General features: G+C 63.8%; 24 protein-coding genes and 1 tRNA gene. 7 read left to right on the top strand and 18 right to left on the bottom strand.

Going from position 1 to position 25,603, the window contains the following annotated elements:
- Window positions 1–17 precede the first annotated feature (17 nt).
- Complete coding sequence (locus GQ57_RS02595) at window positions 18–1,007, bottom strand: arginase family protein (protein WP_081896560.1); 990 nt, start codon at window positions 1,005–1,007, stop codon at window positions 18–20.
- A 101-nt stretch (window positions 1,008–1,108) separates the two neighbouring features.
- Here GQ57_RS02595 and GQ57_RS02600 point away from each other — a divergent pair, with 101 nt between their 5' ends.
- Both GQ57_RS02600 and GQ57_RS02605 read left to right on the top strand, forming a co-directional pair.
- Complete coding sequence (locus GQ57_RS02600; RefSeq protein ID WP_052001024.1) at window positions 1,109–1,756, top strand: CGNR zinc finger domain-containing protein; 648 nt, start codon at window positions 1,109–1,111, stop codon at window positions 1,754–1,756.
- Window positions 1,757–1,910: 154 nt separating this feature from the next.
- On the top strand, window positions 1,911–2,222 hold the full coding sequence (locus tag GQ57_RS02605) for a hypothetical protein (RefSeq protein WP_031396981.1): 312 nt from the start codon (window positions 1,911–1,913) through the stop codon (window positions 2,220–2,222).
- Between the two features lie 111 nt (window positions 2,223–2,333).
- Here the strand turns inward: GQ57_RS02605 and GQ57_RS02610 are convergent, their stop codons facing one another.
- From GQ57_RS02610 to GQ57_RS02660, 12 genes are all read right to left on the bottom strand, one after another.
- Complete coding sequence (locus GQ57_RS02610; RefSeq protein ID WP_425322010.1) at window positions 2,334–3,695, bottom strand: virulence factor; 1,362 nt, start codon at window positions 3,693–3,695, stop codon at window positions 2,334–2,336.
- A gap of 75 nt (window positions 3,696–3,770) precedes the next feature.
- Window positions 3,771–3,983, bottom strand: a complete 213-nt coding sequence (locus GQ57_RS02615) for a hypothetical protein (protein WP_034197013.1) — start codon at window positions 3,981–3,983, stop codon at window positions 3,771–3,773.
- Window positions 3,984–4,241: 258 nt separating this feature from the next.
- Window positions 4,242–5,576 carry a hypothetical protein gene (locus GQ57_RS02620; RefSeq protein ID WP_034197014.1) on the bottom strand — a complete coding sequence of 445 codons (1,335 nt, stop codon included), beginning with the start codon at window positions 5,574–5,576 and terminating at the stop codon, window positions 4,242–4,244.
- 291 nt (window positions 5,577–5,867) lie between these two features.
- Window positions 5,868–6,125, bottom strand: coding sequence for a PAAR domain-containing protein (locus tag GQ57_RS38705; RefSeq protein WP_075122837.1), 258 nt, complete (start codon window positions 6,123–6,125; stop codon window positions 5,868–5,870).
- Between the two features lie 9 nt (window positions 6,126–6,134).
- Window positions 6,135–7,601, bottom strand: coding sequence for a hypothetical protein (locus tag GQ57_RS02625; RefSeq protein WP_034197015.1), 1,467 nt, complete (start codon window positions 7,599–7,601; stop codon window positions 6,135–6,137).
- The gene (locus GQ57_RS02630) at window positions 7,598–9,760 is read right to left on the bottom strand and encodes a T6SS effector phospholipase Tle3 domain-containing protein (RefSeq protein WP_052001026.1); all 2,163 of its coding nucleotides are present in this window, start codon (window positions 9,758–9,760) and stop codon (window positions 7,598–7,600) included. The genes GQ57_RS02625 and GQ57_RS02630 overlap by 4 nt, the downstream gene beginning before the upstream one ends.
- 198 nt (window positions 9,761–9,958) lie before the next feature.
- Window positions 9,959–12,745, bottom strand: coding sequence for a type VI secretion system Vgr family protein (locus GQ57_RS02635; RefSeq protein ID WP_052001027.1), 2,787 nt, complete (start codon window positions 12,743–12,745; stop codon window positions 9,959–9,961).
- A 508-nt stretch (window positions 12,746–13,253) separates the two neighbouring features.
- Window positions 13,254–13,329: transfer RNA gene (locus GQ57_RS02640), tRNA-Ala, on the bottom strand.
- Between the two features lie 65 nt (window positions 13,330–13,394).
- Window positions 13,395–13,757, bottom strand: coding sequence for a c-type cytochrome (locus GQ57_RS02645; protein WP_034197016.1), 363 nt, complete (start codon window positions 13,755–13,757; stop codon window positions 13,395–13,397).
- Window positions 13,754–14,554: a BON domain-containing protein gene (locus tag GQ57_RS02650; protein WP_034197017.1), complete on the bottom strand. Its 801-nt coding sequence runs from the start codon at window positions 14,552–14,554 to the stop codon at window positions 13,754–13,756. The genes GQ57_RS02645 and GQ57_RS02650 overlap by 4 nt, the downstream gene beginning before the upstream one ends.
- A gap of 17 nt (window positions 14,555–14,571) precedes the next feature.
- Window positions 14,572–15,156, bottom strand: a complete 585-nt coding sequence (locus GQ57_RS02655) for an SIS domain-containing protein (protein WP_031396988.1) — start codon at window positions 15,154–15,156, stop codon at window positions 14,572–14,574.
- 126 nt (window positions 15,157–15,282) lie between these two features.
- Window positions 15,283–15,711, bottom strand: coding sequence for a YraN family protein (locus tag GQ57_RS02660; RefSeq protein ID WP_031396989.1), 429 nt, complete (start codon window positions 15,709–15,711; stop codon window positions 15,283–15,285).
- Between the two features lie 46 nt (window positions 15,712–15,757).
- On the opposite strand from GQ57_RS02660, the gene rsmI reads away from it, so the two are divergent.
- On the top strand, window positions 15,758–16,639 hold the full coding sequence (gene rsmI, locus GQ57_RS02665) for a 16S rRNA (cytidine(1402)-2'-O)-methyltransferase (protein WP_034197018.1): 882 nt from the start codon (window positions 15,758–15,760) through the stop codon (window positions 16,637–16,639).
- Window positions 16,640–16,752: 113 nt separating this feature from the next.
- Here rsmI and GQ57_RS02670 read toward each other — a convergent pair whose 3' ends face one another.
- Entirely contained in the window at window positions 16,753–17,364 is a 612-nt protein-coding gene (locus GQ57_RS02670; protein ID WP_031396991.1) for a septal ring lytic transglycosylase RlpA family protein, read from the bottom strand.
- Window positions 17,365–18,020: 656 nt separating this feature from the next.
- On the opposite strand from GQ57_RS02670, the gene GQ57_RS02675 reads away from it, so the two are divergent.
- From GQ57_RS02675 to GQ57_RS02685, 3 genes are all read left to right on the top strand, one after another.
- Complete coding sequence (locus GQ57_RS02675; RefSeq protein WP_031396992.1) at window positions 18,021–18,665, top strand: MBL fold metallo-hydrolase; 645 nt, start codon at window positions 18,021–18,023, stop codon at window positions 18,663–18,665.
- The gene (locus GQ57_RS02680) at window positions 18,662–19,321 is read left to right on the top strand and encodes an exonuclease (RefSeq protein ID WP_034197019.1); all 660 of its coding nucleotides are present in this window, start codon (window positions 18,662–18,664) and stop codon (window positions 19,319–19,321) included. Before GQ57_RS02675 ends, GQ57_RS02680 begins: the two co-directional genes overlap by 4 nt.
- Before the next feature lie 79 nt (window positions 19,322–19,400).
- Entirely contained in the window at window positions 19,401–19,871 is a 471-nt protein-coding gene (locus tag GQ57_RS02685; RefSeq protein WP_011882933.1) for an Lrp/AsnC family transcriptional regulator, read from the top strand.
- Window positions 19,872–19,913: 42 nt separating this feature from the next.
- Here GQ57_RS02685 and GQ57_RS02690 read toward each other — a convergent pair whose 3' ends face one another.
- The 3 genes from GQ57_RS02690 to GQ57_RS02700 form a co-directional block, all read right to left on the bottom strand.
- Window positions 19,914–21,071, bottom strand: coding sequence for a cation diffusion facilitator family transporter (locus GQ57_RS02690; RefSeq protein WP_034197020.1), 1,158 nt, complete (start codon window positions 21,069–21,071; stop codon window positions 19,914–19,916).
- 240 nt (window positions 21,072–21,311) lie between these two features.
- Window positions 21,312–21,605, bottom strand: a complete 294-nt coding sequence (locus GQ57_RS02695; protein WP_006491875.1) for an H-NS histone family protein — start codon at window positions 21,603–21,605, stop codon at window positions 21,312–21,314.
- A gap of 366 nt (window positions 21,606–21,971) precedes the next feature.
- Entirely contained in the window at window positions 21,972–22,631 is a 660-nt protein-coding gene (locus GQ57_RS02700) for a HugZ family pyridoxamine 5'-phosphate oxidase (RefSeq protein ID WP_034197021.1), read from the bottom strand.
- 219 nt (window positions 22,632–22,850) lie between these two features.
- On the opposite strand from GQ57_RS02700, the gene GQ57_RS02705 reads away from it, so the two are divergent.
- Window positions 22,851–24,068 carry an MFS transporter gene (locus GQ57_RS02705; RefSeq protein ID WP_034197092.1) on the top strand — a complete coding sequence of 406 codons (1,218 nt, stop codon included), beginning with the start codon at window positions 22,851–22,853 and terminating at the stop codon, window positions 24,066–24,068.
- Window positions 24,069–24,155: 87 nt separating this feature from the next.
- Here GQ57_RS02705 and GQ57_RS02710 read toward each other — a convergent pair whose 3' ends face one another.
- Complete coding sequence (locus GQ57_RS02710) at window positions 24,156–25,298, bottom strand: branched-chain amino acid ABC transporter substrate-binding protein (RefSeq protein ID WP_031396997.1); 1,143 nt, start codon at window positions 25,296–25,298, stop codon at window positions 24,156–24,158.
- Window positions 25,299–25,603 lie beyond the last annotated feature (305 nt).

Genomic DNA, 25,603 nt, shown 5'->3' on the forward strand with positions numbered 1-25,603 from the left:
CCGGCCCGGCCGCGGCTTCAGCCGTGCCGCGCCGGCAAAGCGGCGGCGCAGCGCCCGATACTGTGCGCGATGCGGTTCGCATGCACGAGCCCTGGATCGAGCCCGGGGTCGTAGATGGTGAAGTTGATCCCCGCCACACGGCCCGATGCGACGAGCGGGCCGAGCAGTGCGTCGAGCCCGTCGAAATCCAGCCCCGGCGAACCGGGCGAATCCACCGCGGGCAGTTGCGCCTGATCGAGCACGTCGAGATCCACGTGCAGCCACGCATGCCCGAGCGCCCGAGCGCCGAGCCAGCCCACCAGTTCGGCCGCGACGGCCGCGGGCCCGCGCGCCAGCAACTGCCCGATCGTGATACGCGTGATCGCCGTGCTGGCGATATCGCCATACGTGGTCTCCAGGTCGCCGGATTCGGATTCTCGCTCGCCCACCTGGCAGGCGTCGAGATCGTCGACGAGCGGGCCGTCCAGATCGGGCCAGTCGGTCAGCAGCGGCTCCCCTCGCCCGGTCGACAGCGCAAGATCCATCCCCGCCACGGAACCGAGCCGCTTCGATGTGTCGTAGTTGCCGGGATGGTAGAAATCGCTGTGCCCGTCGACGTGCACGAGCCCGGCGCCGCCCGCCCGGCGGTTGCCCAGCAGGCACCCGAGCAGGACGCTGCAATCGCCGCCGAGCACGATCGGAAACACGTGCCGCCGGCGCGCGTCGGCGACGCGCCCGGCCAGGTCGAGCGAGAAATCGCGGATCGCCCGGCCGTTGCCGAGACGGGTTCCGGGCTGCGGCGTGAATGCATAGGCCGGATGCGCGAGCCGCGACACCTGCGCGCCAACTTGCGCGGCAAGGCCCGTCGCCAGCAACACTTCCGGGGCGCGCCAGGTCTCGGGCTCAAGACCGGCCGCGTTCGGCCGGAGGCCGAGGCTGCTGGGCGCGACGATGAATTCGACCGGCCGGGGGCCGCCGGTTTGCGACAGTCCGGCCTGCAGGCCGGGTGATGCGATGGACGGCGACATGCGTTCTCCTCGCGTAAGCGTCGGCTGGCGAATGTGCTAACCTTTTAAACAACGATCAAAGGTTAGCATCAATTCAACCCATGTCCAGCATTTCACCGGTTATGGAAGCGCATGTATTCGAGACCCGCGATTTCATCGGCGGCCACCCTGTCCTCGATTTCATCAATACGGTGAGCGGCCGCGATCAGACGCCGTGCGACTGGCTGCCGGATTACGACGCCTATCTCGCGTGGCTGACGCAATCGGCACGCCTTCCCGCCTCCGACCTGGCCCGGCTCGCGGCTCGCGCGGCCGAGGCGCCGGCTGAGGCCGCGCGAGCACTGCGCGATGCGAAGCGCCTGCGCGAAGCGTTGTTCGGCATCGTCGGCGCGCTCTCGCACGGCGCTCCGGTGGCCGCGGCGGACCTCGAAACGCTGGAGCGGCTCTGGAAGCGCGCGATCGGCGGCTGCCGGCTGGTCGCAACGGCCGCCCGGATCGAACTCGGCAGCCCGTCCGATCCGGCGGACCTGCATCTGCCGGCCCACCAGCTTGCACTCGAGGCCGTGAAGCTGCTCGAAGCGTTGCCCCAAGGGCGGTTGCGGATGTGTGCGGGTTCGAACTGCGCGTGGCTGTTCATCGACAGTTCCAAGACGGGGCGCCGCAAGTGGTGCGACATGGCCACTTGCGGCAACGTGGCCAAGGCACGGCGGCACTATCGCGCGGTGAGGGATGCGCCGGCGGAATCGGACAGCCGCGGGGCGACAGAGTGACGGCTGCCGGGCGCCGGTCGCGCGCTCGCGGTACGTCGGGATTGCGGCGGACGGCCGGTTGCCAAACACCGTAAATGCCCGCATCCTGCCGGCTGCCTGAACCCGCCCGCGCGGCAACCGGTTCGCCCCACCCTCGCTCAACGAAGCGCTCGCCATGACGTCTCACGACCCGACTTCGCGACAGATCGTCGTCTTCATCCTGTACCCGGTGCTGTGCCTGCCCGCAAGCATGACCGTCGCCGGTTACGTCGCAACCCTGATGACGCGGAACATGTCGAGCTTTGAAGGCGGGGCCGGCTATGCGGCGCTCTGGTGGGGAATCCTGCTGACCGGCGGATTCTTCGCCCTGTCGATGCTCGTTTTCGCGTTGCTGCGGAAAAGGACGGCAATTCTCGCGGCCGTCACGGTGGCGTTCGCCGGGCTGTCGATACCGGCGTTCAAGGTCATGTATGAACTGCTGACCTGAGCGGTCGGCGGATGCGATGTTGTGTCGCCACGGTGAGAGCGGTGCGCGGGCGCGAGTGGATGTCGCTGCGCTGCGTCGAATCAGGCCGTGTCTGGGGGATTTTCAGGACGTTCAGTACGAATAGCCCTGGATGCCGTAGTTCGTGTCGTGGCGGCGGCCCCACCAGGGTAGATAGGCGTTGTCTTCGCCGCGGGCGCGGAACCAGTCGCTGTCCGGGTCGATCGGTGTGAGCTTCGACGGCGGCAGCACCACGACCGCGGTTGGATGGCTGGCGTCTGTGGTGCCGGCAATCAGTGCGGTCCCGCCAAAGTGGTTGACCCGGCCGATCGCGAGTGCGACGTTCGTCAAGGCCGTGCCCGCGCCCATGTCGCCAAGCAGCGCCGATGTGTTGAACACCTGCTTCGTGCGGTCGAATTCCGGCAGCGTTTCCGTCAGCGTCTGCGATAGCGAAGCCAGACGCGTCGATGCCACGTCGTTGCCCTTGCCCGCATCGTGCACGACGAACTGAATGCTTGCGGGGTCGACGTTCGCGTTATGTGCGGCCTGCGCGATCGTTGCCTTCCATGCCTGGACCGTGCGTGTCGTACCGGCCTTCGCCTCGAAGTCGCTCACGTTACCCGTCGCAGCCTTGCCGATCCATGCGAGCGGCTCGCGTTCAGTCTTCAAATCTGGACCGGCAAGAAACAGCACGGTGAGGTTTTCGTTCATCTGCTCGTCTTTGGGCGGGAAGCTTGGAGCGTCCCAGTTCATCACCCATACGCTTTCCTGTGGATGCGCTTGCAGATAGTCGAGTGCGGCATTCAGGGACGTGAAGCCGGCATTCGCGCCGCCGATGTGGATCTGAATATCAGGTGGCGCATCCTTGCTCCATAGGTCAGGAAATTCTTTGTTTCCAATCGCAAATGCAGTGATCATTTCCTTGAGCAGATATGCGCGCGCTTCTTGCGGCGACAGTCGCGGAGGAATCGTGAACTCAATTCGGATTCCTGCCAACTCCCGCCAGCGTCGTTTGTCAGACGGCTGGACCGTATAAAAATAATGGCCATTCATCGCGTACTTGCTGTAAAGCAAGATGAGGAGTTTTGAGACATATTTTTCGTAGAACCCATCGAAGCTTTCATCTCCGTCATTACCGTCCGCAACAATTGCGACCGGCTGAACCGATGAAAAGCTCTTGGGGTCTGTTCTGACCATGTCGTCATTCTTGTTGGGTTTGACCAGACCCATCGCCCACAACAATTGCCATTCTGTCGGATAGTCACGGCGTTGCAGCGGGTTGAGCCATTCCAGACCGACAACTTGCGCGAGAAATGATTTCTCCTGGAATGGTGCTGATGCCGGCACCGAAGCGGGCTGCTCTGCGTCAGCCGTCGTAGCTGAACATGCCGTGGCAAAGGCAAAAGCTGCGAACCCTACCAGCGCTGACATTCCTATCCATCGGGTCATTTGTTTGTACCGGTATCTGCCTCGCATCAGGCAGTGGTTTGCGTCAAAAAAACCTTGCGTAGAGCACTGGCCCGCTCGGCAATGTGTCGAGGAAAAGCTCGATTACCCAATGATGTCGGGCATCATCCAACGCCGACACATCCGCGATCCTGTTTCGTTGCGCGAAATGGTCCGGCGACTGCGAGTGTCGAACAGATCATCTCCAATGCCCGCGGCGCTGGATTGCCCCTTCATCACTTCGCCCGATGCTTTCGCGATCTCCACCTGCATGCCCTCTACGACCCGCCCGTCGGTTGCCCGCACGAGCTTCGGCATCGCACGAAGTCTTCGTGACCGTCAAACGCGGCGGCTTAACCTCCAACCTTGAATGAGCCGCCACCTTCGACAATCACACAAGCACAGTGAATCGGATGCGAACATGCGTCCCATGGCCTTACTCGTTTCAGCTCCGGATTCGATTCGGCCGCCGTGGGTATGTACGTCACCTACCCGGACAGTTCCCCTCATATGTCCAATCTCTCGAATGACCCGGCGCGGCGATGTGCATTACTTGCACGCGCCGCGCCGAGTACATCACCACGAATAACCCTGCATTCCGTAGTTCGTATCGTGACGACGCCCCCACCAGGGCAGATAGGCGTTGTCTTCGCCGCGGGCGCGGAACCAGTCGCTGTCCGGGTCGATCGGTGTGAGCTTCGACGGCGGCAGCACCACGACCGCGGTTGGATGGCTGGCGTCTGTGGTGCCGGCAATCAGCGCGTTACCGCCAAAGTGGTTGACCCGGCCGATCGCGAGTGCGACGTTCGTCAAGGCCGTGCCCGCGCCCATGTCGCCAAGCAGCGCCGATGTGTTGAACACCTGCTTCGTGTAGTCGAATTCCGGCAGCGTTTCCGTCAGCGTCTGCGACAGCGAAGCCAGACGCGTCGATGCCGCATCACCGCCCTTGCCCGCGTCATGCACGACGAACTGAATGCTTGCGGGGTCGACGTTCGCGTTATGCGCGGCCTGCGCGATCGTTGCCTTCCATGCCTGGACCGCGCGTGTCGTGCCGGCCTTCGCCTCGAAGTCGCTCACGTTACCCGTCGCAGCCTTGCCGATCCATGCGAGCGGCTCGCGTTCAGTCTTCAAATCTGGACCGGCAAGAAACAGCACGGTGAGGTTTTCGTTCATCTGCTCGTCTTTGGGCGGGAAGCTTGGAGCGTCCCAGTTCATCACCCATACGCTTTCCTGTGGATGCGCTTGCAGATAGTCGAGTGCGGCATTCAGGGACGTGAAGCCGGCATTCGCGCCGCCGATGTGGATCTGAATATCCGGCGGTGTACCCTTGCTCCATAGATCGGGGAAAGATTTACTTCCAATTGAAAAGGCCGTGAGCATTTCATCGCTAAGACGCGAACGGGCATCCTGCGGCGACAGTCGAGATGGAATCGCGAGCTCGACTCGGATGCCTGCCAACTCCCGCCAGCGTCGCTTATTGGATGGCTGAACCGTATAAAAATAATGCCCATTCATCGCATACTTACTGTAAAGAAGAACAAGAAAGTTTGTGATGTATTTTCTATAAAATCCTTTTAAAGATTCAGTACCTCCATTCCCATCCGCAACAATAGCGACTGGTTTAACCGATGAAAAACTCTGAGGGTCCGTTCTGACCATGTCGTCATTCTTGTTGGGTTTGACCAGACCCATCGCCCACAACAATTGCCATTCTGTCGGATAGTCACGGCGTTGCAGCGGGTTGAGCCATTCCAGACCAACGACTTGCGCGAGAAATGGTTTCTCCTGGAATGGTGCTGATGCCGGCACCGAAGCGGGCTGCTCTGCGTCAGCCGTCGTAGCCGAACATGCCGTGGCAAAGGCAAAAGCTGCAAACCCTACCAGCGCTGACATTCCTATCCATCGGGTCATTTGTTTGTACCGGTATCTGCCTCGCATCAGGCAGTGGTTTGCGTCGCAAATCCTCGCTCAGAGCACTGCCCCCTTGGCAAGGGGCTGGGAGAGGCTCGATTACCCAATGATGTCGGGCATCATCCGACGCCGACACGTTCGCGATCCTGTTTCGCTGCGCGAGATGATCCGGCGACTGCGAGGTCGAACAGATCATCTCCAATGCCCTCCTGCGCCCCTCAGTTGAGAGACGCGGATCAAACGAAGCAGCTGCGATATCTCGGGAAATTGGGTTGCATCCGCATGCCCGGTTCAGGAACGTCCGGACGTTGGCACTGACGAAATGAGCACCGCGCCGCACGACGTCTTGTGACCGTCGAACGACGCGAGCGCCCCCTCCACATCAAAGCCGGCTTCACCGTCGACGATGACAACCTCGCCGTGAAGCGGACACGTGCAGCGATCTCCCTGACGAGCGACTGAGCGCCCCATGACTTCACTGTTCGCGGCACCAGTCTCTACACGTCCACCATGGCTATGCACGTCGCCTACCCGAATGATGCCGCGCATGGCTTCTCCTTAGTACGAATAGCCCTGGATGCCGTAGTTCGTGTCGTGGCGGCGGCCCCACCATGGCAGATAGGCGTTGTCTTCGCCGCGGGCGCGGAACCAGTCGCTGTCCGGGTTGATCGGTGTGAGCTTCGACGGCGGAAGGACGACCACGGCAGTCGGGTGGCCTGCGTCCGTGGTGCCGGCAACCAGCGCGTTCCCGCCGAAGTGGTTGATCCGGCCGATCGCGAGTGCGACGTTCGTCAGCGCCGTACCCGCGCCCATGTCGCCAAGCAGCGCCGGCGTGTTGAACACCTGCTTCGTGTAGTCGAATTCCGGCAGCGTTTCCGTCAGCGTCTGCGATAGCGAAGCCAGACGCGTCGATGCTGCATCACCGCCCTTGCCCGCGTCATGCACGACGAACTGAATGCTTGCGGGGTCGACATTCGCGTTATGCGCGGCCTGCGCGATCGTTGCCTTCCATGCCTGGACCGCGCGTGTCGTGCCGGCCTTCGCCTCGAAGTCGCTCACGTTACCCGTCGCAGCCTTGCCGATCCATGCGAGCGGCTCGCGTTCAGTCTTCAAATCTGGACCGGCAAGAAACAGCACGGTGAGGTTTTCGTTCATCTGCTCGTCTTTGGGCGGGAAGCTTGGGGCGTCCCAGTTCATCACCCATACGCTTTCCTGTGGATGCGCTTGCAGATAGTCGAGTGCGGCATTCAGGGACGTGAAGCCGGCATTCGGGCCGCCAATGTGAATGCGGATATCCGGCGGCGTATCCTTGCTCCACAGATCCTTTGCGGACTTATTGCCAATTTCAAAATAGTCTTTGATCTGGTAAGCCAAATAATCTATTGCCTCTTTCGACGTCAGTCGCTGAGGTATCGCGAACTCGACGCGAATGCCTGCCAACTCTCGCCAAAGACGCGGATCATGTGATTTAACCGTATAAAAATAATGATCATTCATCACATATTTCGTGGCAAACAGACCCAGCAGCGTATCGACATACTTCTCATAGTATCCATCGAAGCTCTCCCTTCCATGGTTCCCGTCCGCAACAATAGCGACTGGCTTAACTGATAAAAAGCTTTGAGGGTCCGTTCTGACCATGTCATCGTTCTTATTCGGCCTGACCAGCCCCATTGTCCATAGCAGTTGCCATTCCGTTGGATAGTCGCGGCGCTGCAGAGGATTGAGCCATTCCAGACCAACAACTTGCGCGACAAATGGCCTCTCCTGGGCGGGTGACAGTGGTTTCGGAGTCGAGATCGGCTGCGCGGCCTCGGCTGTCGACGATGACCACGCCGTAACGAATGCAAAAACAGCCACCCCAACAAGGGCAGGCAGCCCTATCCATCTTGTCATCTCCTCTCCCATGCTTCGCGTGTGCGGACTATGACCGAATGCCCAGATTGCGACAATACCAACCGCAAGAAGTACTCCAACGAATACCAGTGCAAATCGTCGTGACCGGGAGGCGACCAGCGATCTCATACTGCCTCCCCGATACCGAGTAATGTACCACCCTGCCGCGTGTCGTCTATCGAGTCAGGAAGCATTGCCTCGGGGTCTTCGAGCACCCAGTCTTGCAAAAACTGCCCATTCATTTTTCCTTTCTCGAAGTACGTCGAATAGATTTTATTCGGATTGCCTTTTTCCAATTGCTTACCGAACCGCCAGTCTGCTTCAACTCTAAAATCGTTCAACTGCTCAGACGAGATTCGACAAATACCAATCGCGACATCGTAAGCCAGCGCCAACCTGGCATGCATCGGATTCGTCATGATCGTCGAATGGTTCGTCGGGTTATTCACAGCCTGATCGAGAATACGCACGACCTGCTTGTTTCGCCATTTTTCATATCCCTCCGGCATTTGTGCGTTGGACCCAGCCTCGCCGATGACCACATCGTCCTTGACCCACTCCGAATTGTTGTCGTGACGAGCCTCCATGCGCGTGATTGCATGGTCCTCATAGCGTTGTGACGCCTCGCTGTCCGCATCTCCCTTGGGCGCCATCTCAACTGCATGCTTGCCTTCAGCCTTATATGTGTCGTACGGGTCAGCCATGTTGATGCTGGCCTTGCTCTTGTTTCGCGCAGCCGCCACCGGATCGTTGTCCTCATTGAAATCGCTTTCGGCGTTTCCGTCCCTGACCTGTACGACCGCTCCATAGCGGATCGCCTGCGGGAAGAACGGTTCCGGCAGGCCAGGTGCATCACACAGGACGTGCCAGTCCTTCGGTGGATCGGCGTTGGTACGAAACATGCCAAGAGCCGAAGTCGCCAATGTCGCGATAAACAACACGGGAGCCGCGCCGATGGTGCCGACCTTGCCATACCAATGCTCGTTACCCCGCAGCGCCTTGACTAGGTTGTATTTGGCCGGTGGCGACGTGGGATAGAAAAACAGCTTCGACGAGCCCTTTTCGTAACGCCAGTCATGCTCCCAGGTCCGATAGACGACAGGGTTCTCCTGGCCGACCTGAAAGTTGGTGGCGAACACGCGCTGCGTGAACAGGCTCGTGCCCTTCACGAGTTCGACCTCTTTCGGATGCAATCCTCGCCAGCCCATGCCCTGCACCGGAGCCGCGGAAATCACCTGATCGTGCGGACACGAGTACAGCGTCACACGCCCGTAGGTGTGATTCTGGACGCCATACCGCTTTCTGTCGTCGTCCGGATCGTAGGCGGGCTTGCCGTCTTCACCCGCCTTCATGTTTGCCATCGTCATCCGATAGTCGAGCGGGTCGCGCTGATCCTCGGCACCCTTGCTCTGCGCGATCAGTTCGAAAAATGCCTTCAAGGTCTTCGCCCGCGCCTGCGATTCCACCCGACCTCGGTTGCCCTTCGAATCATGGTTGTTGCGCTCGGCCCAGTGTTCCATGAACGGCGAGTTGTCACCCTCGATGGAACCGACGATCCCGTAGGGCGGATTGGCCAGCACATAGGTATCCGCCACGCATCTCACGCCGGCCGCCTTCGACAGCCGATCGCCGAGAAACGCCGAGGCAATGCCGACCATATTGCCCTGGCTATGGCACACCACGGTGATCGGGACATCCTTTTGCACTTTCCGGATAGACCCGATGAGCTTCGCCAGACGCAGCGCGCCCATCACGTTGTACGCGCGCGGCGGTGTCTCGTAGATCTGACGCGCCGTGGGATTGATGCTCTGAATGTTGATGAACCCGAAGATGCGCGGATCGACGCCGGCATTCCACAGGTCCGGCAGGCTGCCGCAACCGTTCGCGAACGGGCCACCGCCCCAATAGTTCTGCTCGTTCAGGAAGATCGACTTCCCGTAGCGCTTCAGATCCTCGGCGTTCGCCTTGTAGCCCCAGCGAAAATGAATGACGGGCGAGTAGGTATTTTCGTCCGGTTGCAGATAGGTCTTCGATGTCAGTTTCGGGTTGATGAACCCATCATCGGTCAGGCTCTTCATGTAACGCATCTTGCCCATCTGGCCACCCAGTGGCCCGCGATGCGTCAAATAATCGTCCTCGCGCCCAAGACGCCTGTTCAAGCCGGCGCACAGCCCCTCTTCTCCCGCTTCGAACCACTCTCCCTCCGAGTTGACCCCGTGCACGAAAATCACGATGCCCGGCAACGGCATCTGCATGACGCACAGATAGTCCGATTGGCTGAGCGTCATCACGCCATTGCCGTTGGCGACCAGGTAGCGATTCTGCGAATCGTCGTTCCCGTCCGACGAAGCTCCGCCTGAAGGCGCGCGCGGATCGAGGCCGCCGCCCTCGTTCGCCGCGGCTTGCGCCGACGCATTGTTTTCAGGTGCGACCGGATTGGCCGGTGCGGTATTGGCTGTATCTGCCATGATGATTGCCATCCCCGGTCAATTCTTGTTCTTGAAGAAATTCACGACGAATGGTTCGAACTGGTTGCTCTGGATGGGAGCAAGCTTGCCCGCGGCGTCGGATTGCCCCTTCACCACTTCGCCCGATGCTTTCGTGATCTCCGCCTGCATGCCTTCCACGGCCTGCCCGTCGGTCGCCCGCACGAGCTTGGGCACGCGCCCGAGCGGGGCATGATCGAACTTCGGCATGTCCGTGCTCATGCTCGCCGGCCCCTGCCACGAGTGCCCGGCGGACTTCACCGTGAACGTGCCGGGGCACCCCAGTTCGATATCGCTGCCGTGCAGTTTCAGGTAGGCGCCACCGGACGTCGTGAGAACCACCTCGTCGCTCGCCATGCCCGCTAGCTTGCCGCCGGCCGCCGTGAACTGAATGTTCTTCGCGGAATCGATCTGCGTGTCGTCGTTCTGGCTCTGCAGCGTCACCTTGCCCTGATTCGCAATCGCCGAAACGCCATCGCTGTGCGCGAACATCGCGACGCCGCGGCCACCGTGCAGCGTGATGTGCTGGCCGCTGGTCAGTTGCACGTGTTGCTGCGCGACCTGGTCGATGTTCTCGCCGGCGTATGTCACGTGGGTCTTCGGCGTGATTGCAACCGAGCCGGCTTGCGCGCCGAACGCCATCAGCGCTTGCGACCCGGCCGCACCACCGGTTCCGGCGTCCGACGCGCCACCGCCGCCGGGTGCCCAGCCCTTGAACGCCGCGGCGACCGCCTGCTGGCCCGTCGTGTCGCTCGCCTGACCGCCATGCTGACCGGCGTAGTCGCCCAGCGACTTGAACAGGTCCGTGCACTCGCCGAGCAGCCGCAGCAACTCGTCACGATCGAGCTGACCGCCGCTCGCCTGCGAGCGTGCGTAGGTCGTCAGGAGAATGCCCTGCGCGGCCCGCAATGCGGCTGCCGCGTCGGTGCGCAATTCCGCACCCTCACCACGATCCTGACCTCGGCCGTCCTGGCGGGGTTGCGTCAGGTACCCGAGATTCAGCTGGGAATACGCGTGCTCGCTCGCCAACTGACTGGATATTTGTCCCGGGGTATCGTCGAGACGCAGCTGGTTATATCGGCGCCCCTTGATTTCCTTGGTCTTGATCCCCGACACGTAGCGGTTGCCGGGAAGATTGCCGATGTGGGTGAAGGCCGCCGGGGGATTCACGCCGTTGCTCAGCACGTTGATGATGACCAGGCGGTCCGGATCGCCGCCGAGGCTGCCGATCAATACCTCCATGCCGACTCGCGGCAAAAACAGCGCCCCGAAGCTGCCGCCCGCGAGACTCGCTCCGACACGGATCGGTGCGCTGTCGCCGGCATTGTCGTTCGTGCCCGCCCCTTGGGCATGTGCATGGTCCGCCGGATCGAGGCCATGGATCCGAACGCGAACGCGGCCGTCGGCATCGCAAAACACTTCCTCGCCTTGCTGGCCGACGATCGTGCCGGTCAACAGGTGCACGGGCGGCAGATCGACCTTGGGATCGTACGCCGGCGTCAGCGGTACGCCACGCCGCACACAGGTGAACTGATTTTCGTAGCGCGTATCGGCTTCGGTTGCCGCCGACGCCGGCGGCTGCAATGGCGCCGGATAGGCGAGGTGCCGGCTCGCGGCAAACAACGCCTGGACACGGTCGGTCAACCCCTTCGGCAAATTGTTCCAGATGTCGTGGTCGATCGACGTGATCACGAGCTGCCGCTGGTCGGAGGACTGCATGTCCCATTCGGGATCTCCGGTCAGGGTGATCCACGCCCCGACGGCCAGATCGCGCACGCTGCTCACGCCGTCGTAACGCTCGGCTTCAAACTGATGCGCGAGCATCCGGACGCGCGTGAGGCGCTCGTGATCGTTCCATGAGTCGCCCGCATGGGGGATGTCGATCGCGACGTCGGTGAGCAGCTGCGCCAGGTCGTTGCCGGCCTCGCCCTGGTTGAGGCTCGACGCGACCACCGACTCGTCGATACGCGCCTTCTTGTAATCCCACGACGGACGCCCGACCTGGCCCGGCGCGAGCCGCTGATGCAGTGCGAACAGCGTAACGGTGTCGCGCTCCTCGGTGGCGGCGTCGCGCGGATGCAGTCGCACCGTGCCGGCCGGCGCTTCGGGCAACGACATCGGATCGTCGCAACACACGAGCGTATGCACCGGCGTGTCGTCCTGGCCGCTCCCCGCTCCCTTGACCGGACCGGCCTTGGCAAACACCGTGATGCCTTCGCGCCTCAACAGGCGGCGCACGAAGTTCGCATCGGACTCATTGACCTGGCGGGTCAGCTCACGCGCCGGATACCGGTCGCGACTCAAGCCGGACAGGTCGAATTCGAAGGCCGCAGCCAGCGCCGGGCTACGCTGACGCCATTCGCCGAACAATGTCGTGAGGATGTCGACTACGTTGCTCTGGCGGAATACACGGGAATTCGTGCGTTTGTCCATCAAAGACAGGGCGTCGCACACCGTGAGCTGGTACACGCACAGCTCGCCGTCGCTCTGGCCGATCTGCACATCCTGGACGATCGCGTTGACGAAGTGCAACCGGCCCCGATCGGTGACGAGCCGGATCGAGACGGGGACGCCGAGGAATAGCCTCGGCGACAGGTTGTGGCGGGGCGACACGCAGGTCAGATGCCCGCGAATGCCGGTCATCAGCCCTTCGTGCACGTGCGCGTGCTGCAGCGCAAGCAAGTGCCCCAACGCGCCTTGCGCCTTGCCGAAATTCAAGGCGACAGGCCGACGATTCCAGTCGACCACCCCTGCCGCGAAGCTGCTTATTGTTTCGCTTATCGACACAGCCGTTCTCTCAATATTGTTGTAAACGTATTGAATTCGGCTTTGCGACTCGCGCCACGGCACGGCACGGTCACACTACCGATTTGTGACAGCGAGGATATCAAACTTGCGGGAGCGATCCGGCGTCCGACGAACGTCCAGGCCGCTTGCCGACACAATCTGACAATCGTTGAGTTGACGGAATTCTGAGTGCGGCGAACAAGGCACTGGCGCCGCGATCTTGAAAAAGAACGGGATCAGCGAATGATCGACTGGCAATTAACCACTGGCATTTCGGCCGCAGGGACGGCCACCGTCAAGCAACCCGGGCAGGCTGGATGGCCGGCATCCGTGTGACGTGTGAGCACCACCGATATCGAACAAAAAACAAAAAGCCGGCTCGAGGCCGGCTTTTTGTTTGTGAAGCATCAGGCTGCATTTTGTTGCACTTTGTGAACGAGCATGTCACTTCGCGCCCAGTGCAACACTATCCGTCCTGTTTCAGGAGGACGAGCCTTTCGAATTCCGTTGGTGGAGCGGAGGAGGATCGAACTCCCGACCTTCGCATTGCGAACGCGACGCTCTCCCAGCTGAGCTACCGCCCCAACAGTCAATCATCATACACACGCATTTCCGCGCTTGGCAATAGGGGTTACACACCCCGCGTGCGTCACTTCGACGGCGCGCCGGCCAGCACCCATTCGACCACCGAACGGACGTCGGCGTCGCTCATGCGCGGATGCGCGGGCATCGGAATCGCCCCCCAGACGCCGGAGCCGCCGTCCTTCACCTTCTTCGACAGCTTGGCCACGGCCTGCGGATCGGCCGTGTAGCGGGCGGCAATATCCTTGAACGACGGGCCGACCAGCTTGCGGTCGACCGCATGGCAGCCCATGCAGGCGTTGCCGCGCGCGACCTTCAGGCCGTCGCCGACGTCCGCATGCGCGACGCCCAGCGTACCGGCCACGAGCACCGCGACCGCGGCGCCCTGCGCCATCCATTGTTTCATCTGCTTCATCTGAATGCTCTTCATTGCGACGGCGCCTTCGGGTTGCCCGGGTGCACGCTGGACGAATTCGAAATCGGCGCGGGCGACTGCAACGGCGTGGACTGCACCGACGCGTCGGGCACGGCGCCCACCGTCGCGCCATCCGCCGGCGCGGCGACAGCCTGCGCTCCGGACGCGCCGCTCGCGGACGACGCGGCCTGCAGCGCCTGCGCATCCTGCGGCTTCACGTACTGGAATACCTTCACGACCTTCTCGACGCCCGGCACCTGGCTGGCGGCTTCCGCACCGCGATTGCCCTCGTCGACCGTCACCAGGCCCATCAGGTAAAGGTTGCCGCGCTCGCTGACGACCTTGTAGTAGTTCGCCGAGATGCCCTTCGTCGCGATCAGCTCGGATTTCACGCGCCCTTCGAGGTACGAGTCGTTCGCACGCGACGACAGCGACGACGCCGGCTCGACCGACAGCTCGTTGACGATGCCGTTCACATTGTTGATGGCGCGCACGATTTCCTCGGCGCGCTGTTTCGACGCATCGTTCGGCACTTCGCCCGTCAGCAGCACACGGCGGTTGAACACCGTCACGTTCACGTGCGACTTGTCGGGCAGCCCGTTGTTGATCTGCGAGAGTGCCTTGACCTGGATCTCGCGATCCTCCGTCTGCGCACCGAGCGTGCGGCGATCGGTCGCGATCAGCGCACCGCCGCCGGCCGCTGCGCCCACGACCCCGAGCACACAACCCTGCAGCGACACGGCGAGGCCCGCCGTGAGCGCGGCGAGCAACGTGGTCCTGACGAGCGTCTGTTTGACGCGGCTTTGATTCATCGACGGCTCTCCTTCGTTCAATCCTCACCCAGCAGCATCGCGTCGATGCCGTCGCACAGGCAGTGGATGGTCAGCAGATGGACTTCGTGGATGCGCGCCGCGCGAACGGCGGGCACGCTGATCGGGATATCGGTTTCGGACAGCGCGGCCGCGACCGCATGGCCGTTGCCGCCCGTCAGCGCGACGACGGTCATCTCGCGCTCGTGCGCCTCTTCGATCGCCGCCAGCACGCGCGGCGACGCGCCGCCCGGATCGAGCACCAGCAGGATGTCGCCGGTCTGGCCAAGCACGCGCACCTGCTGCGCGAACAGTTGCTCGGCGGATGCGATGCCCGCGAGACCGCCCTGCGACGCATCGGTGGCCAGCGCGATCGCGGGCAGGCCCGGACGCTCGCGCTCGAAGCCGCCGACGAGCGACACGGCGAGGTAGTGCGCGGCAGCGGCCGACGGGCCGTCACCGCAGGCGACGATCTTGTTGCCGTTCGCCAGCGCGGCGAACATCGCGTCGACCGCCGCTGCGATCGGCAGCGACAGCGCGTCGGCCGCTTCGGCGTGAAGCGCGGCGCTGTCGTGGAAATGTTGCTGAATACGTTCGACTGACATCGATTCCTGGTGAACTGGGCGCGTGGCACGCATCGCGCGACATCGTGGGTGCGGCGAGTTTACCGTACTCCGGCACCCTCTCCGGGGGTGCGGCAAGAACTCTTTACAACTCGTCACAGCTCTCGGCTACGCATCGTCGGCACGAAATGCGTCGCGCAGCCACACGAGCCGCCCGGCCTCGAACGCGACGACGTCGAAGCGGCATGCGGCACCGCCGCCATCCCGCGCCCAGAACCGCAGCGCCGCGGCTACCAGGCGCCGCCGCTTGCGCCAGCCGACGCTCGCGGCCGCGCCGCCGTGCCGGGTGCTGCGCCGTGCGCGCACCTCGACGAACACGAGCATGCCGTCGGGCTCGCGCATCACGAGATCGAGCTCGCCGCCGCGCATCGTCACGTTCGCCGCGACGAACACAAGGCCGCGACGCTCGAGAAACTGCCGGGCACGCTGCTCGAACGCCGCGCCGACGGGTTTGGATCGCGCCGCACCGGAAAAGTTGTCGCCCGCGCGCGGCAAACCGCGCCCGGCGTCCGGCCCGACCGGCGCCGCGTGGCACAATGCCGTCCTTGTTCCGCTTGCGCCGCGATTGCGCGCATTGCCTGCCATGACTGCCCTCCTCGAACTCGCGCATACGCAGCACTACCCGAGCGCCGCGCTCTACGTGGTCGCCACGCCGATCGGCAACACCGCCGACATCACGCTGCGCGCACTCCATGTACTCGGCCTCGCCGACCGCATCGCCGCCGAAGACACCCGCAACACGGGCCAGCTGCTCGCCCGCTACGGGATCTCGAAGCCGCTGGTCGCCGTGCACGAGCACAACGAACGCGAAGCCGCGCAACGCGTGATCGAGCTGCTGCGCGGCGGCGAACGCGTGGCCTACGTATCGGACGCCGGCACGCCCGGCATCTCGGACCCCGGCGCACGGCTCGTCGACGCGGTGCGCGACGCCGGCTTCACGGTGATCCCGCTGCCGGGCGCGAGCGCCGCCGTGACCGCGCTGAGCGTGGCCGGCGACTGGGCCGGCGCATTCACGTTCGCGGGCTTCCTGCCGCCCAAGACGAAGCAGCGCGCGACCGCGCTGCAGGCGCTGGTGTCGCACCCGTATGCATTGGTGTTCTACGAAGCGCCGCACCGGATCGCCGAAACCGTCGCCGCGCTCGCCGATGCGTTCGGGCCCGCGCGCCGGCTGCTGATCGCGCGCGAGCTCACCAAGCTACATGAGCAGTTGTTCCAGGGCACCCTGGCCGAAGGACAGATCTGGCTCGCCGGCGACGCGAACCGGCAGCGCGGCGAGTTCGTGCTGGTCGTCGAAGGCGCGCCGGCGACGAGCGGCGAAGCCGACGACACGGCGCACGACGCGCTGCTCAAGCTGTTGCTGGAAGAAGTGCCGGTGAAGAGCGCGGCTAAACTCGCGGCCGCATTGACGGGCGCATCGCGCAGCACGCTGTATGCGCGTGCGCTGGCGTTGAAGGAAGAAAGCTGACGCGCGGCGCGGTGCCTGCACCGCACCGTGCCGGGAAAGACAAAGGGCTGCCCTCGGGCAGCCCTTCTGCATCATCGGTCGGCGCCGCGTGATGCGCGATGCATGATTCGGCGTTACTTCGTCGAGACCGACGCCAGCATTTCGTCACGCGCCTCGCGCGCTTCCTGCGGCGACAGCCCCTCGATCTTCACGCGCCCCGTGCCGGCGTGCACGAGGCCGATCACCTTGGCGGCCGCATATGACAGGTCGAGCACGCGGCCGCGCTTGAACGGCCCGCGATCGTTGACCTTCACGACGACCCACTTGCCGGTCGACGCGTTCGTCACCCGGATGTACGACGACAGCGGCAGCGTGCGGTGCGCGGCGGTGAACGCGTTCATGTTGAAGCGCTCACCGTTCGCGGTGCGACGGCCGTGGAAATCGCGCCCGTACCACGACGCGCGGCCCGTCTGACGGAAGTCGGATACGTCCTTGCCGTCGATCGGCTCGGCGTCCGCCAGCGACGCCTTCTTCGCGTCCTTGCTGTCGGCGGCCGGCATCGACGCCAGTGCGGAATCGAAATTGAGTGACTGCTTGTTGTCGTCCGCCTTCGCGGCAGCGGCCGTCCTGTCGGCCGCTTTCTTCTGGTCCGCGCTGCTGGTGGTCTGGCTGGATGGCACCGCACAGCCCGTCAGCGCAAAAAACAATGCAATGGTCCCGAGTCGACTCGGAAATCGTAAATTCATCGACGTGTCGCCTTCTGGTTCGGGCCGCTTCCTTCACAACGCTGCTAGACAACGCAGACATGCGGCCCGGACGGCAAATGCGTGCACGCCCCGCTCGGCGATGAGCAGGCGGCTAGCATGGGCGCGGCTTTCGTCTAGGCCGCAACCGTCCTGATTAGTTTTCACGTCTGGCGCAACCTGTCCCCAACAGCCTGACCAGACCCCGCATGCCGCCATCGAACATGACTTCACGTTCGCGCGCGTCGATACGACCAACGCACAGGAACGGCGGCACAGGCCTCATCCGGCGGCGCGGCAGCAAGGCCGCAGGCGGGCGCGCAGCACCCGGCCGGACAAGACGTGAGCACCGAATGCTCGGTGCTGGATACACCGCCGGACTCCCCGGCGGCTGATGCTTGACGGTGTTTCCGACGCCCCTTTAAACGGGGCCGAAACACCAGCGAATGGCGTGAATCTCACGCGCAATGGGCCGCATTATACATAAATCAAAAGGTCGTCCCGAAAAGCACCCCCCGAGGACCATTGATTCTCACTATGGACGTAACAATCGACATGCTCCGGGAATGCCCGCACCCTGACATCGCGACGCGCGTCGCGCGCACGGCAAGCGGCCCGCGCGACCGGTACAATCGCTCCTTTTAGCCGCCGGTGTTCCCATGAAAGTCACGCTCATTCCGGTCACGCCGTTCCAGCAGAACTGCTCGCTGCTCGTCTGCGAGAAGACGGGGCGCGCCGCCGTCGTCGATCCGGGCGGCGATCTCGACCGGATCGAACAGGAAGTCGCGCGGCAGAACGTGCAGGTCGAGAAGGTGCTGCTCACGCACGGGCACATCGATCACTGCGCGGGCGCAAAGACACTCGCGACGCACTACGGCGTGCCGATCGAGGGGCCGCAGGAAGAGGAGCGCTTCTGGATCGAGAAGCTGCCGATGCAGAGCGAGCGCTTCGGCTTTCCGGCCGCCGAAACCTTCGAGCCGGACCATTGGCTGAACGACGGCGACACCGTGCAGTTCGGCGACGAAACGCTCGAGGTCTATCACTGCCCGGGCCACACGCCCGGCCACGTCGTCTTCTTCAGCCGTGCGCACCGCATCGCGATCGTCGGCGACGTGCTGTTCGCGGGCTCGATCGGCCGCACCGATTTCCCGCGCGGCAATCACGCGGATCTCGTCCGCTCGATCAAGGAAAAGCTGTGGCCGCTCGGCGACGACGTCACGTTCGTGCCGGGCCACGGCCCCGTCTCGACATTCGGCGACGAGCGCCGCACGAACCCGTTCGTGTCCGACAAGGTATTCGGATGAACCAGACCGCCATTCCGGAAATCTACGTCAGCACCGACGTGGAGGCCGACGGCCCGATTCCCGGCCCGCACTCGATGCTGAGCTTCGCGTCGGCCGCCTACACCGAGGACAAGCAACTGATCGCGACGTTCTCGGCCAACCTCGACACGCTGCCCGGCGCGCAGGCGCATCCGGTACAGGCCGCATGGTGGAAGACCGAGCCCGACGCATGGGCCGCCTGCCGGCGGGACCTGCAGGCGCCCGAGGCGGCGCTGGTCGCGTACGTCGAGTGGGTCGAGGCGCTGCCCGGCAAGCCGGTGTTCGTCGCGATGCCCGCCGGCTTCGATTTCACGTTCATGTTCTGGTACATGATGCGGTTCGCGGGGCGGTGCCCGTTCTCGTGGTCGGCGCTCGACATCAAGACGCTCGCGTTCGCGATGACGGGCCTGCCGTACCGCAAGGCGATCAAGCCGCGCTTTCCGAAGCACTGGTTCGACGACCATCCGCACACGCATGTCGCACTCGACGATGCGATCGAGCAAGGCGCGCTGTTCTGCAACATGCTCGCCGACCTGCGTCGCCAGCAGGCCGCGCTCGCGGGCCTCGCCGCGTCGGACACCGATCGGTCGGAGCCCACGGAGGCAGGACAAATTGCCACGGATCCGCGAACAAATTAGCGAATCCCGCTCAACATTGCGACTCCAGATTGCCTTTCCTTCCCCGGCCCTCTAACATTCAGCGTGTTGTAGTTGCCGCATGGAGGCGCAGGTGACGCTCGATTCCTTTTCGCAAAAAATCCTTCGCCTGTTGCAGCTCGACGCGCGCCGTTCCGTACAGGAAATCTCCGACCAGGTCGGCCTGTCGAGTACGCCATGCTGGCGCCGCATCAAGGACATGGAGCAATCGGGCGTGATCCAGCGCTACACGGCGCTGCTCGATCGCGAGAAGCTCGGCCTGCACGTCTGCGCGCTCGCGCATGTCCACCTGACCCGGCACAACGAAGGCGGCGTCGAGCAGTTCGAGCGCGAGATCTCGACCTGCCCGGAAGTCACCGAGTGCTACAGCACGACCGGCGAGGCCGATTACATCCTCAAGATCGTCGCGCCGGACATCAAGGCCTACGACGTGTTCCTGCACGAGCGCATCTTCAAGATCCCGGCCGTGTCGCAGGTGCGCACGAGCGTCGTGCTGCGCGAGATCAAGTTCGACACGCAATTGCCGCTGTAACGCACGGCCGCGCGCGAACGCGCCGCCGTGGCCGGCGGCCGCTCACGCCTGCACGGGCATCGTGCGCGTGAAGCCGATCCGGTGCGCGCCGAACTCGCGCCGCAGCGCATCGGCGTCGAGCCGGCCGGCCAGCGCCGCATCGGTGTCGCGCGGATCGCCGGCCAGCGTCACGTCGATCTCGAGCCCCGTACTCAGGTAATGCAGGTCGATCGCCGCCGCGTGCAGCCCGCGCTGCGCGAGCGCGGCCTCGAGCCGCGCCACGATCTCGCCGCGCGGCGGCAGCGCGAGCGCCGGACGGCGCGCCGCGTCGTTCTCGGGGTCGACATGGATCAGCGCATCGAGCACGCGCCGATCGGACAGCACGCGCGCACGCGCGGTCTCGGCGATGTAGTGCCCTTCGGAGACGGAAATCTTCGGGTCGACGAGGATATGCGCGTCGACGAGCGCGGCGTCCCCCATCTTGCGCGTGCGCAGGTCGTGTACGTCGCGCACGCCCGGCGTCGCCGCGAGCAGCGCGCGGATCTCGGTCGCATCGGTCGTATCGAGCGCGCGGTCGGAGAGGTCCTGCAGCGCGTCATAGCCGAAGGTCCAGCCCATGCGCGCGACCATGAAGCCGACGATCGCCGCCGCGATCGGGTCGAGCAGCCGCACGCCGGCCAGGCTGCCGACGATGCCGATCGCGACGACGAGCGACGATGCGGCATCCGAGCGCGCATGCCATGCGTTCGCGACCAGCAACGCCGAGCGGACGCGCCGCGCCTCGCGCAGCATGTAGCGGAACAGCGCCTCTTTCGACACGAGCACCGTCAGCGCGACCAGCAGCGCGGAAAAATGGACGGCCGGGATGTGTCCTAGGTTGACGAGGCGGTCGCCGGCCCGCCACAGCATGCCGACGCCGACCGCGATCAGGATCGCACCGAGAAACAGCGACGCGACGGTTTCGTAGCGGCTATGTCCGTAATTGTGATCGGCGTCCGGCGATGCGCCGCTATGCCGATTCGCAACCAGCACGACAAAATCCGAGATCAAATCGGATATCGAGTGCACACCGTCAGCAATCAATGCCTGCGAATGCGCAATCACGCCGACGACGATCTGAAATGTCGCAAGCACGACATTCAGCACAATACTGACGAACGTACTCTTGCGCGCAACCGCGTGCTTATCAGTGCTCTGCGGGTCGCCGGAAAAAATGGACATGAAATATGAGATATCGGTGGCGGTACGCAATTCTATCAAGCGCACCCCGCAAACCCTGCCAATACCCACAAATTTCTTATTTAAATCAATCGCTTATGCGAACGGGTCGCATTTCCATTCACACCGCACGCTTACATTTTCATGACGAGACAATGCATGCGGCCGCCGCCGGAAACAAAAAAGCCGCGCTCCTCGACGGATACGCGGCTCTTTTGAAGCACAGACAATTTAAACAAATGTTTAAATCGCAAACTGTTCGCGGTTCTTGCCAGCGATCCAGCGCGGCGGCTTGCCACGACCCGACCACGTTGCGCCCGTTTCCGGATCGCGGTATTTCGCGGCAACGCCCGCACGCGGACGGCCGACCTTACCTGCCTTCGCGCGGCTGAGACCGAGTTCGGCGAGCGAAAAGCCGTAGTCGGCAATTTTCTGCTTCACGTCATTCAGCACTTCAGCGTATTCACGCGACTTCGCTTCTTCGATTTGCTTCTCCAGCTTCTCCCGCTGGGCCAGCAGGTCCTTGTAAGAAGACATAGTTTCCCTTTCTATCTGACCAATGGCGCCGGTCTGCAGCCAGCTCACCATTCATGAAATATATGTGCCTCGGATTTTCGAAGGCAGAGATTAGCACAGAAAAGATTTGATTGAAGCGAGACCCGCGAAAATACCGAGATCAAATGTAATTGCCACACGTCATTTTGACCGCTCACGGCCTTTTCTCAAATTTTTACCTTCCTACACAGAGATTAGGACATTAGCGATTGCCTATTAGGCCTATCAACATACGCAATTACCCTGCATTCGAGAAAATCAAAGCTTTCATCGGACGACAGCTTTCCGTAAATCCATCGGCGCGGCAGTGCCGAACGGACAAACCCGGACAAGCCGGCGCCCGCGACGTCACGTCACATCCCGCGCGCATGCGATCAGCCGTTCGCGCAATGCACCGGCATCGGCCGCCGGCGCATCGAACGGCGTGCGAACACGGCGGCCGTCACAGCGCCAGTCGGCGCCGTGGCGATCGACGCCGAGCAATTCGAGCCCGCCGCGGCAGGCCTCGCCGGCATCGTATGGGTTCCACAATGCCTGCTCCTCGTCGAGGGTAAGCGGCGGCAGCGTATCGAGATGCGTGCCGTCGACCCAGCCCATGCGCCCGAAACCGCCGATATAGCGCAACCGCTCGATATCGAGCGCCCAGAACGTGAAATCGCCGAGCGCGAGATAACGCGCGGCGTCGGGCTCGTAACGCAGGTAGCGCGCGGTGACGTGCGGATCGTCGCCGAGCGGCACGAACCGCCCGAGCAGCGTCGCGCGCTCGGCATTCAGCACGTCGCCGCCGGGCGCGTCGACGACGAGGAAGCCCGCCCGCGGATCGGCGGCGAGATTGCGCGTGTGCTCGGCGAGACCGCTCACGAGGATCACGGGCCGATGGCTTGCATCCGGTGCAAACGGAACGACCGTCGGATACGGGTAGCCCTGCGGATCGCGCGCATGGGTGGCGAGCGTGCCGAGCGCGCAGCGGTGCAGCAGATTCAGGGCGAAGGCGGGATCGATGTTCAAGAGGACTCCTGCGGTCGAAGGGCGGCGCATCGGATACGCCGTGCGCTTCGATGTTACCCGCGGGCGCGGTGCGCCGGCCATCGGCCGAACGGCCGGTGCGCTCACGCGCTGCCTAACGACCGAACGGCCATTGCCCGGCAGGATCGTAAGCGCTTCGATAGAATCGGACGGTTCCGACGGGCGCCGCATGCGCCCGTGCATTTTTTCGCGAGTCTTTCCGTGTCCGAATCCTCCTCCCCCGAATCGTCGTCCCCGTTCGCCGCGCCGCCCGACGCGCATCGCGTGCTGTCGCTGCCGGCCCGCCAGCGCGCGCGCGCGGCGTCGATGGCGCTGTTCTTCGTCGCCGGCATGATGTTCGCATCGTGGGGCGTGCACGTGCCGACCGTGCGCGACAAGTTCGCGCTGAGCCCGGGGCTGCTGTCGATCGCGCTGTTCGCGGTCGCCGTCGGCTCGATCGCCGCGATGCTGGTCATCGCGCGCTGGATCGCGCGCGTCGGCTCGCGCACCGCGTGCCTCGCGGGCGGGCTCTCGATGTCCGCATGCGCGGCGCTGATCCTCGTCGTGCCCGACTACGGGATGCTGCTCGCCGTGCTCGCGGTGTTCGGCTTCTCGATGGCGACGCTCGACGTCGCGATGAACGCCGAGGCCAGCGCGGTCGAGATCGCGCTCGGCAAGCCGATCATGTCGTCGCTGCACGGCATGTTCAGCATCGGCGGGATGGCGGGCGCGGCCGCCGGCGGCGCACTGCTGTCGGCCGGCATGGCGCCGGCCGTGCATCTCGCCCTCGCGGCGGCGACCAGCGCCACGGTGCTCGTGGTCGCAAGCCCGGCCGTGCTGCCGCACGTGCCGCACCACGAGCACGCGCACGGCAGCGCCAATCGCTGGCGCTCGCCCGCGCTGTGGATGCTCGGCGGCATCGCGCTCGTCGCGCTGATCGCCGAAGGTGCGATGTACGACTGGGCGACGGTCTACATGCGCGACGTCGTCGCGGCGAGCCCCGCGCTCGCGAGCGCCGCGTATGCGGCGTTCTCGGGCGGGATGGCCGTCGCGCGCTTCGCGGGCGACGCCGTGCGCGCCCGCTTCGGCGCACCGCAGCTCGTGTTCGCGAGCGCATCGCTTGCCTGCGCGGGGATGATCGGCGCGCTGCTGCTGCCGTATCCGGCCGCCGTGCTGAGCGGCTTCACGCTGATGGGCCTCGGCCTCGCGAACATGATGCCGGTGCTGTTCGCGGCCGCCGCGCGCGTGAAAGGCATCCACGCGGCCGAAGGGCTCGCGCACGTGGCCGGGCTCGCGTACTTCGGCATGCTGTTCGGCCCGGTCATGATCGGCGCGGTCGCGCAGGCCGCGAACCTGACGATCGGCCTGTCCGTCGTCGCGCTGTGCGCGGCGCTCGTCGCGGCAATCGCGCCGAAGGTGCTCGCGCGCCTGAAGATCTGACGGCGCGGCGCACGCCCGTCAATGAAAGAAAGCGCGCATGCGTTGCCGCATGCGCGCTTTCGCCCCTACTGTTGGCCGCAGCTTGCGTTACATCTTCACTTCGTCCAGCAGCGACTTCTTGCCGTTCTTGTAGTTGTACAGCGAGATCACGCCGTGCTGCAGGTCGCCCTTCGAGTCGAAGGTCGTCGTGCCGATCACGCCCGAGTAGTTCGTCGCCGGCATCGCGGCGAGGATCTTGGCCGGATCCGTCGAGTTCGCGCGCTTCATCGCATCGACGATGATGTACACGGCGTCATACGTGAACGGCGCGTAGATCTGGATCGGCTGGCCGAAGCGCTTCTCGTACTTCGACTTGAACGCCGCGCCGCCCGACATCTTCTCGAGCGAAGCACCGGCTTCCGAGCACACCACGTTGTCGGTCGCGTCGCCGGCCAGGTCGGCCAGCTTTTCCGTGCACACGCCGTCGCCCGCGAAGATCTTCGCGCGCAGGCCGAGCTGCTTCGCCTGCTTCGCGAACGGGCCGCCGGTGGCGTCCATGCCGCCGTACATGATCGCGTCCGGATTCTCACCCTTGATCTTGGTCAGAATCGCGCGGAAGTCGACCGCCTTGTCGTTCGTCGCGTCGTGCGACATCACCTTCAGGCCGAGCGCCTTGGCCTTCTTCTCGAACTCGTTCGCGAGACCCTGGCCGTAAGCGGTCGAATCGTCGACCACCGCCACGCTCTTGATGCCCTTCGAATGCGCGTAGTTCGCGAGTGCCGGGCCCTGCTGCGCATCGGTGGCCACCACGCGGTACGTGGTCTTGAAGCCCTGCTGCGTGTAGGCCGGGTTGGTCGCCGACGGCGAGATCTGCACGATGCCCGCATCGCTGTAGATCTTCGAGGCCGGGATCGACGTGCCCGAGTTCAGGTGGCCGACCACCGCGACGACCTTGTCGTCGACGAGCTTCTGCGCAACCTGCGTGGCCTGCCGCGGGTCGGCCGCGTCATCCTGCGGGTCGAGCTGCAGCGTGATCTTCTGGCCGCCGATCGTGAGACCCTTGGCGTTGATCTCCTCGACTGCGAGACGTGCACCGTTTTCGTTGTCCTTGCCCAGGTGTGCAATGCCGCCCGTCAACGGTGCGACGTGGCCGATCTTGACGACTTGATCGGCTGCCGCGTTGCCTGCGGCTGCAGCGCACAGCATCGCGGCCGCGGTGATCGGCAACAGCTTTTGCATCTTGATATTCATGTAAGTCTCCAGTTTCGGTCCCAATAAACGCCATCGCCCGGTGCCCCGCTTCCATCCCTGTGTTGCAATCACTGGACGATTCGCCGGTTGCATCGTTCATGCACTTGGCCTCAAGCACGTGAAAACCGCCGCTTTTAGCGGCCGCCCGTCCGTACTTGCGCGCAAGTGTAGGTGATCAAATTAATTTGTGGGACTTTTTTGGGGTAGTGGTAACACTACCGATATGCGCACTTTGGAACGACTCCTCGAATATCGCCGCGAGCCCCGCCGGATAAGGGTTTCCGCTAATTTTCAGCCGCTTCCGG

Source organism: Burkholderia sp. MSh2 (genome assembly GCF_000731655.1).
GTDB classification, from domain to species: domain Bacteria; phylum Pseudomonadota; class Gammaproteobacteria; order Burkholderiales; family Burkholderiaceae; genus Burkholderia; species Burkholderia paludis.

Bases quoted from the DNA above. Each gene is read 5' to 3' on its own strand.
- GQ57_RS02595 (WP_081896560.1), bottom strand. From the start codon at position 1,007: ATGTCGCCGTCCATCGCATCACCCGGCCTGCAGGCCGGACTGTCGCAA.
- GQ57_RS02600 (WP_052001024.1), top strand. From the start codon at position 1,109: ATGGAAGCGCATGTATTCGAGACCCGCGATTTCATCGGCGGCCACCCT.
- GQ57_RS02605 (WP_031396981.1), top strand. From the start codon at position 1,911: ATGACGTCTCACGACCCGACTTCGCGACAGATCGTCGTCTTCATCCTG.
- GQ57_RS02610 (WP_425322010.1), bottom strand. From the start codon at position 3,695: ATGCGAGGCAGATACCGGTACAAACAAATGACCCGATGGATAGGAATG.
- GQ57_RS02615 (WP_034197013.1), bottom strand. From the start codon at position 3,983: ATGCCGAAGCTCGTGCGGGCAACCGACGGGCGGGTCGTAGAGGGCATG.
- GQ57_RS02620 (WP_034197014.1), bottom strand. From the start codon at position 5,576: ATGACCCGATGGATAGGAATGTCAGCGCTGGTAGGGTTTGCAGCTTTT.
- GQ57_RS38705 (WP_075122837.1), bottom strand. From the start codon at position 6,125: ATGCGCGGCATCATTCGGGTAGGCGACGTGCATAGCCATGGTGGACGT.
- GQ57_RS02625 (WP_034197015.1), bottom strand. From the start codon at position 7,601: ATGAGATCGCTGGTCGCCTCCCGGTCACGACGATTTGCACTGGTATTC.
- GQ57_RS02630 (WP_052001026.1), bottom strand. From the start codon at position 9,760: ATGACGCTCAGCCAATCGGACTATCTGTGCGTCATGCAGATGCCGTTG.
- GQ57_RS02645 (WP_034197016.1), bottom strand. From the start codon at position 13,757: ATGAAGAGCATTCAGATGAAGCAGATGAAACAATGGATGGCGCAGGGC.
- GQ57_RS02650 (WP_034197017.1), bottom strand. From the start codon at position 14,554: ATGAATCAAAGCCGCGTCAAACAGACGCTCGTCAGGACCACGTTGCTC.
- GQ57_RS02655 (WP_031396988.1), bottom strand. From the start codon at position 15,156: ATGTCAGTCGAACGTATTCAGCAACATTTCCACGACAGCGCCGCGCTT.
- rsmI (WP_034197018.1), top strand. From the start codon at position 15,758: ATGACTGCCCTCCTCGAACTCGCGCATACGCAGCACTACCCGAGCGCC.
- GQ57_RS02670 (WP_031396991.1), bottom strand. From the start codon at position 17,364: ATGAATTTACGATTTCCGAGTCGACTCGGGACCATTGCATTGTTTTTT.
- GQ57_RS02675 (WP_031396992.1), top strand. From the start codon at position 18,021: ATGAAAGTCACGCTCATTCCGGTCACGCCGTTCCAGCAGAACTGCTCG.
- GQ57_RS02680 (WP_034197019.1), top strand. From the start codon at position 18,662: ATGAACCAGACCGCCATTCCGGAAATCTACGTCAGCACCGACGTGGAG.
- GQ57_RS02685 (WP_011882933.1), top strand. From the start codon at position 19,401: ATGGAGGCGCAGGTGACGCTCGATTCCTTTTCGCAAAAAATCCTTCGC.
- GQ57_RS02690 (WP_034197020.1), bottom strand. From the start codon at position 21,071: ATGTCCATTTTTTCCGGCGACCCGCAGAGCACTGATAAGCACGCGGTT.
- GQ57_RS02695 (WP_006491875.1), bottom strand. From the start codon at position 21,605: ATGTCTTCTTACAAGGACCTGCTGGCCCAGCGGGAGAAGCTGGAGAAG.
- GQ57_RS02710 (WP_031396997.1), bottom strand. From the start codon at position 25,298: ATGAATATCAAGATGCAAAAGCTGTTGCCGATCACCGCGGCCGCGATG.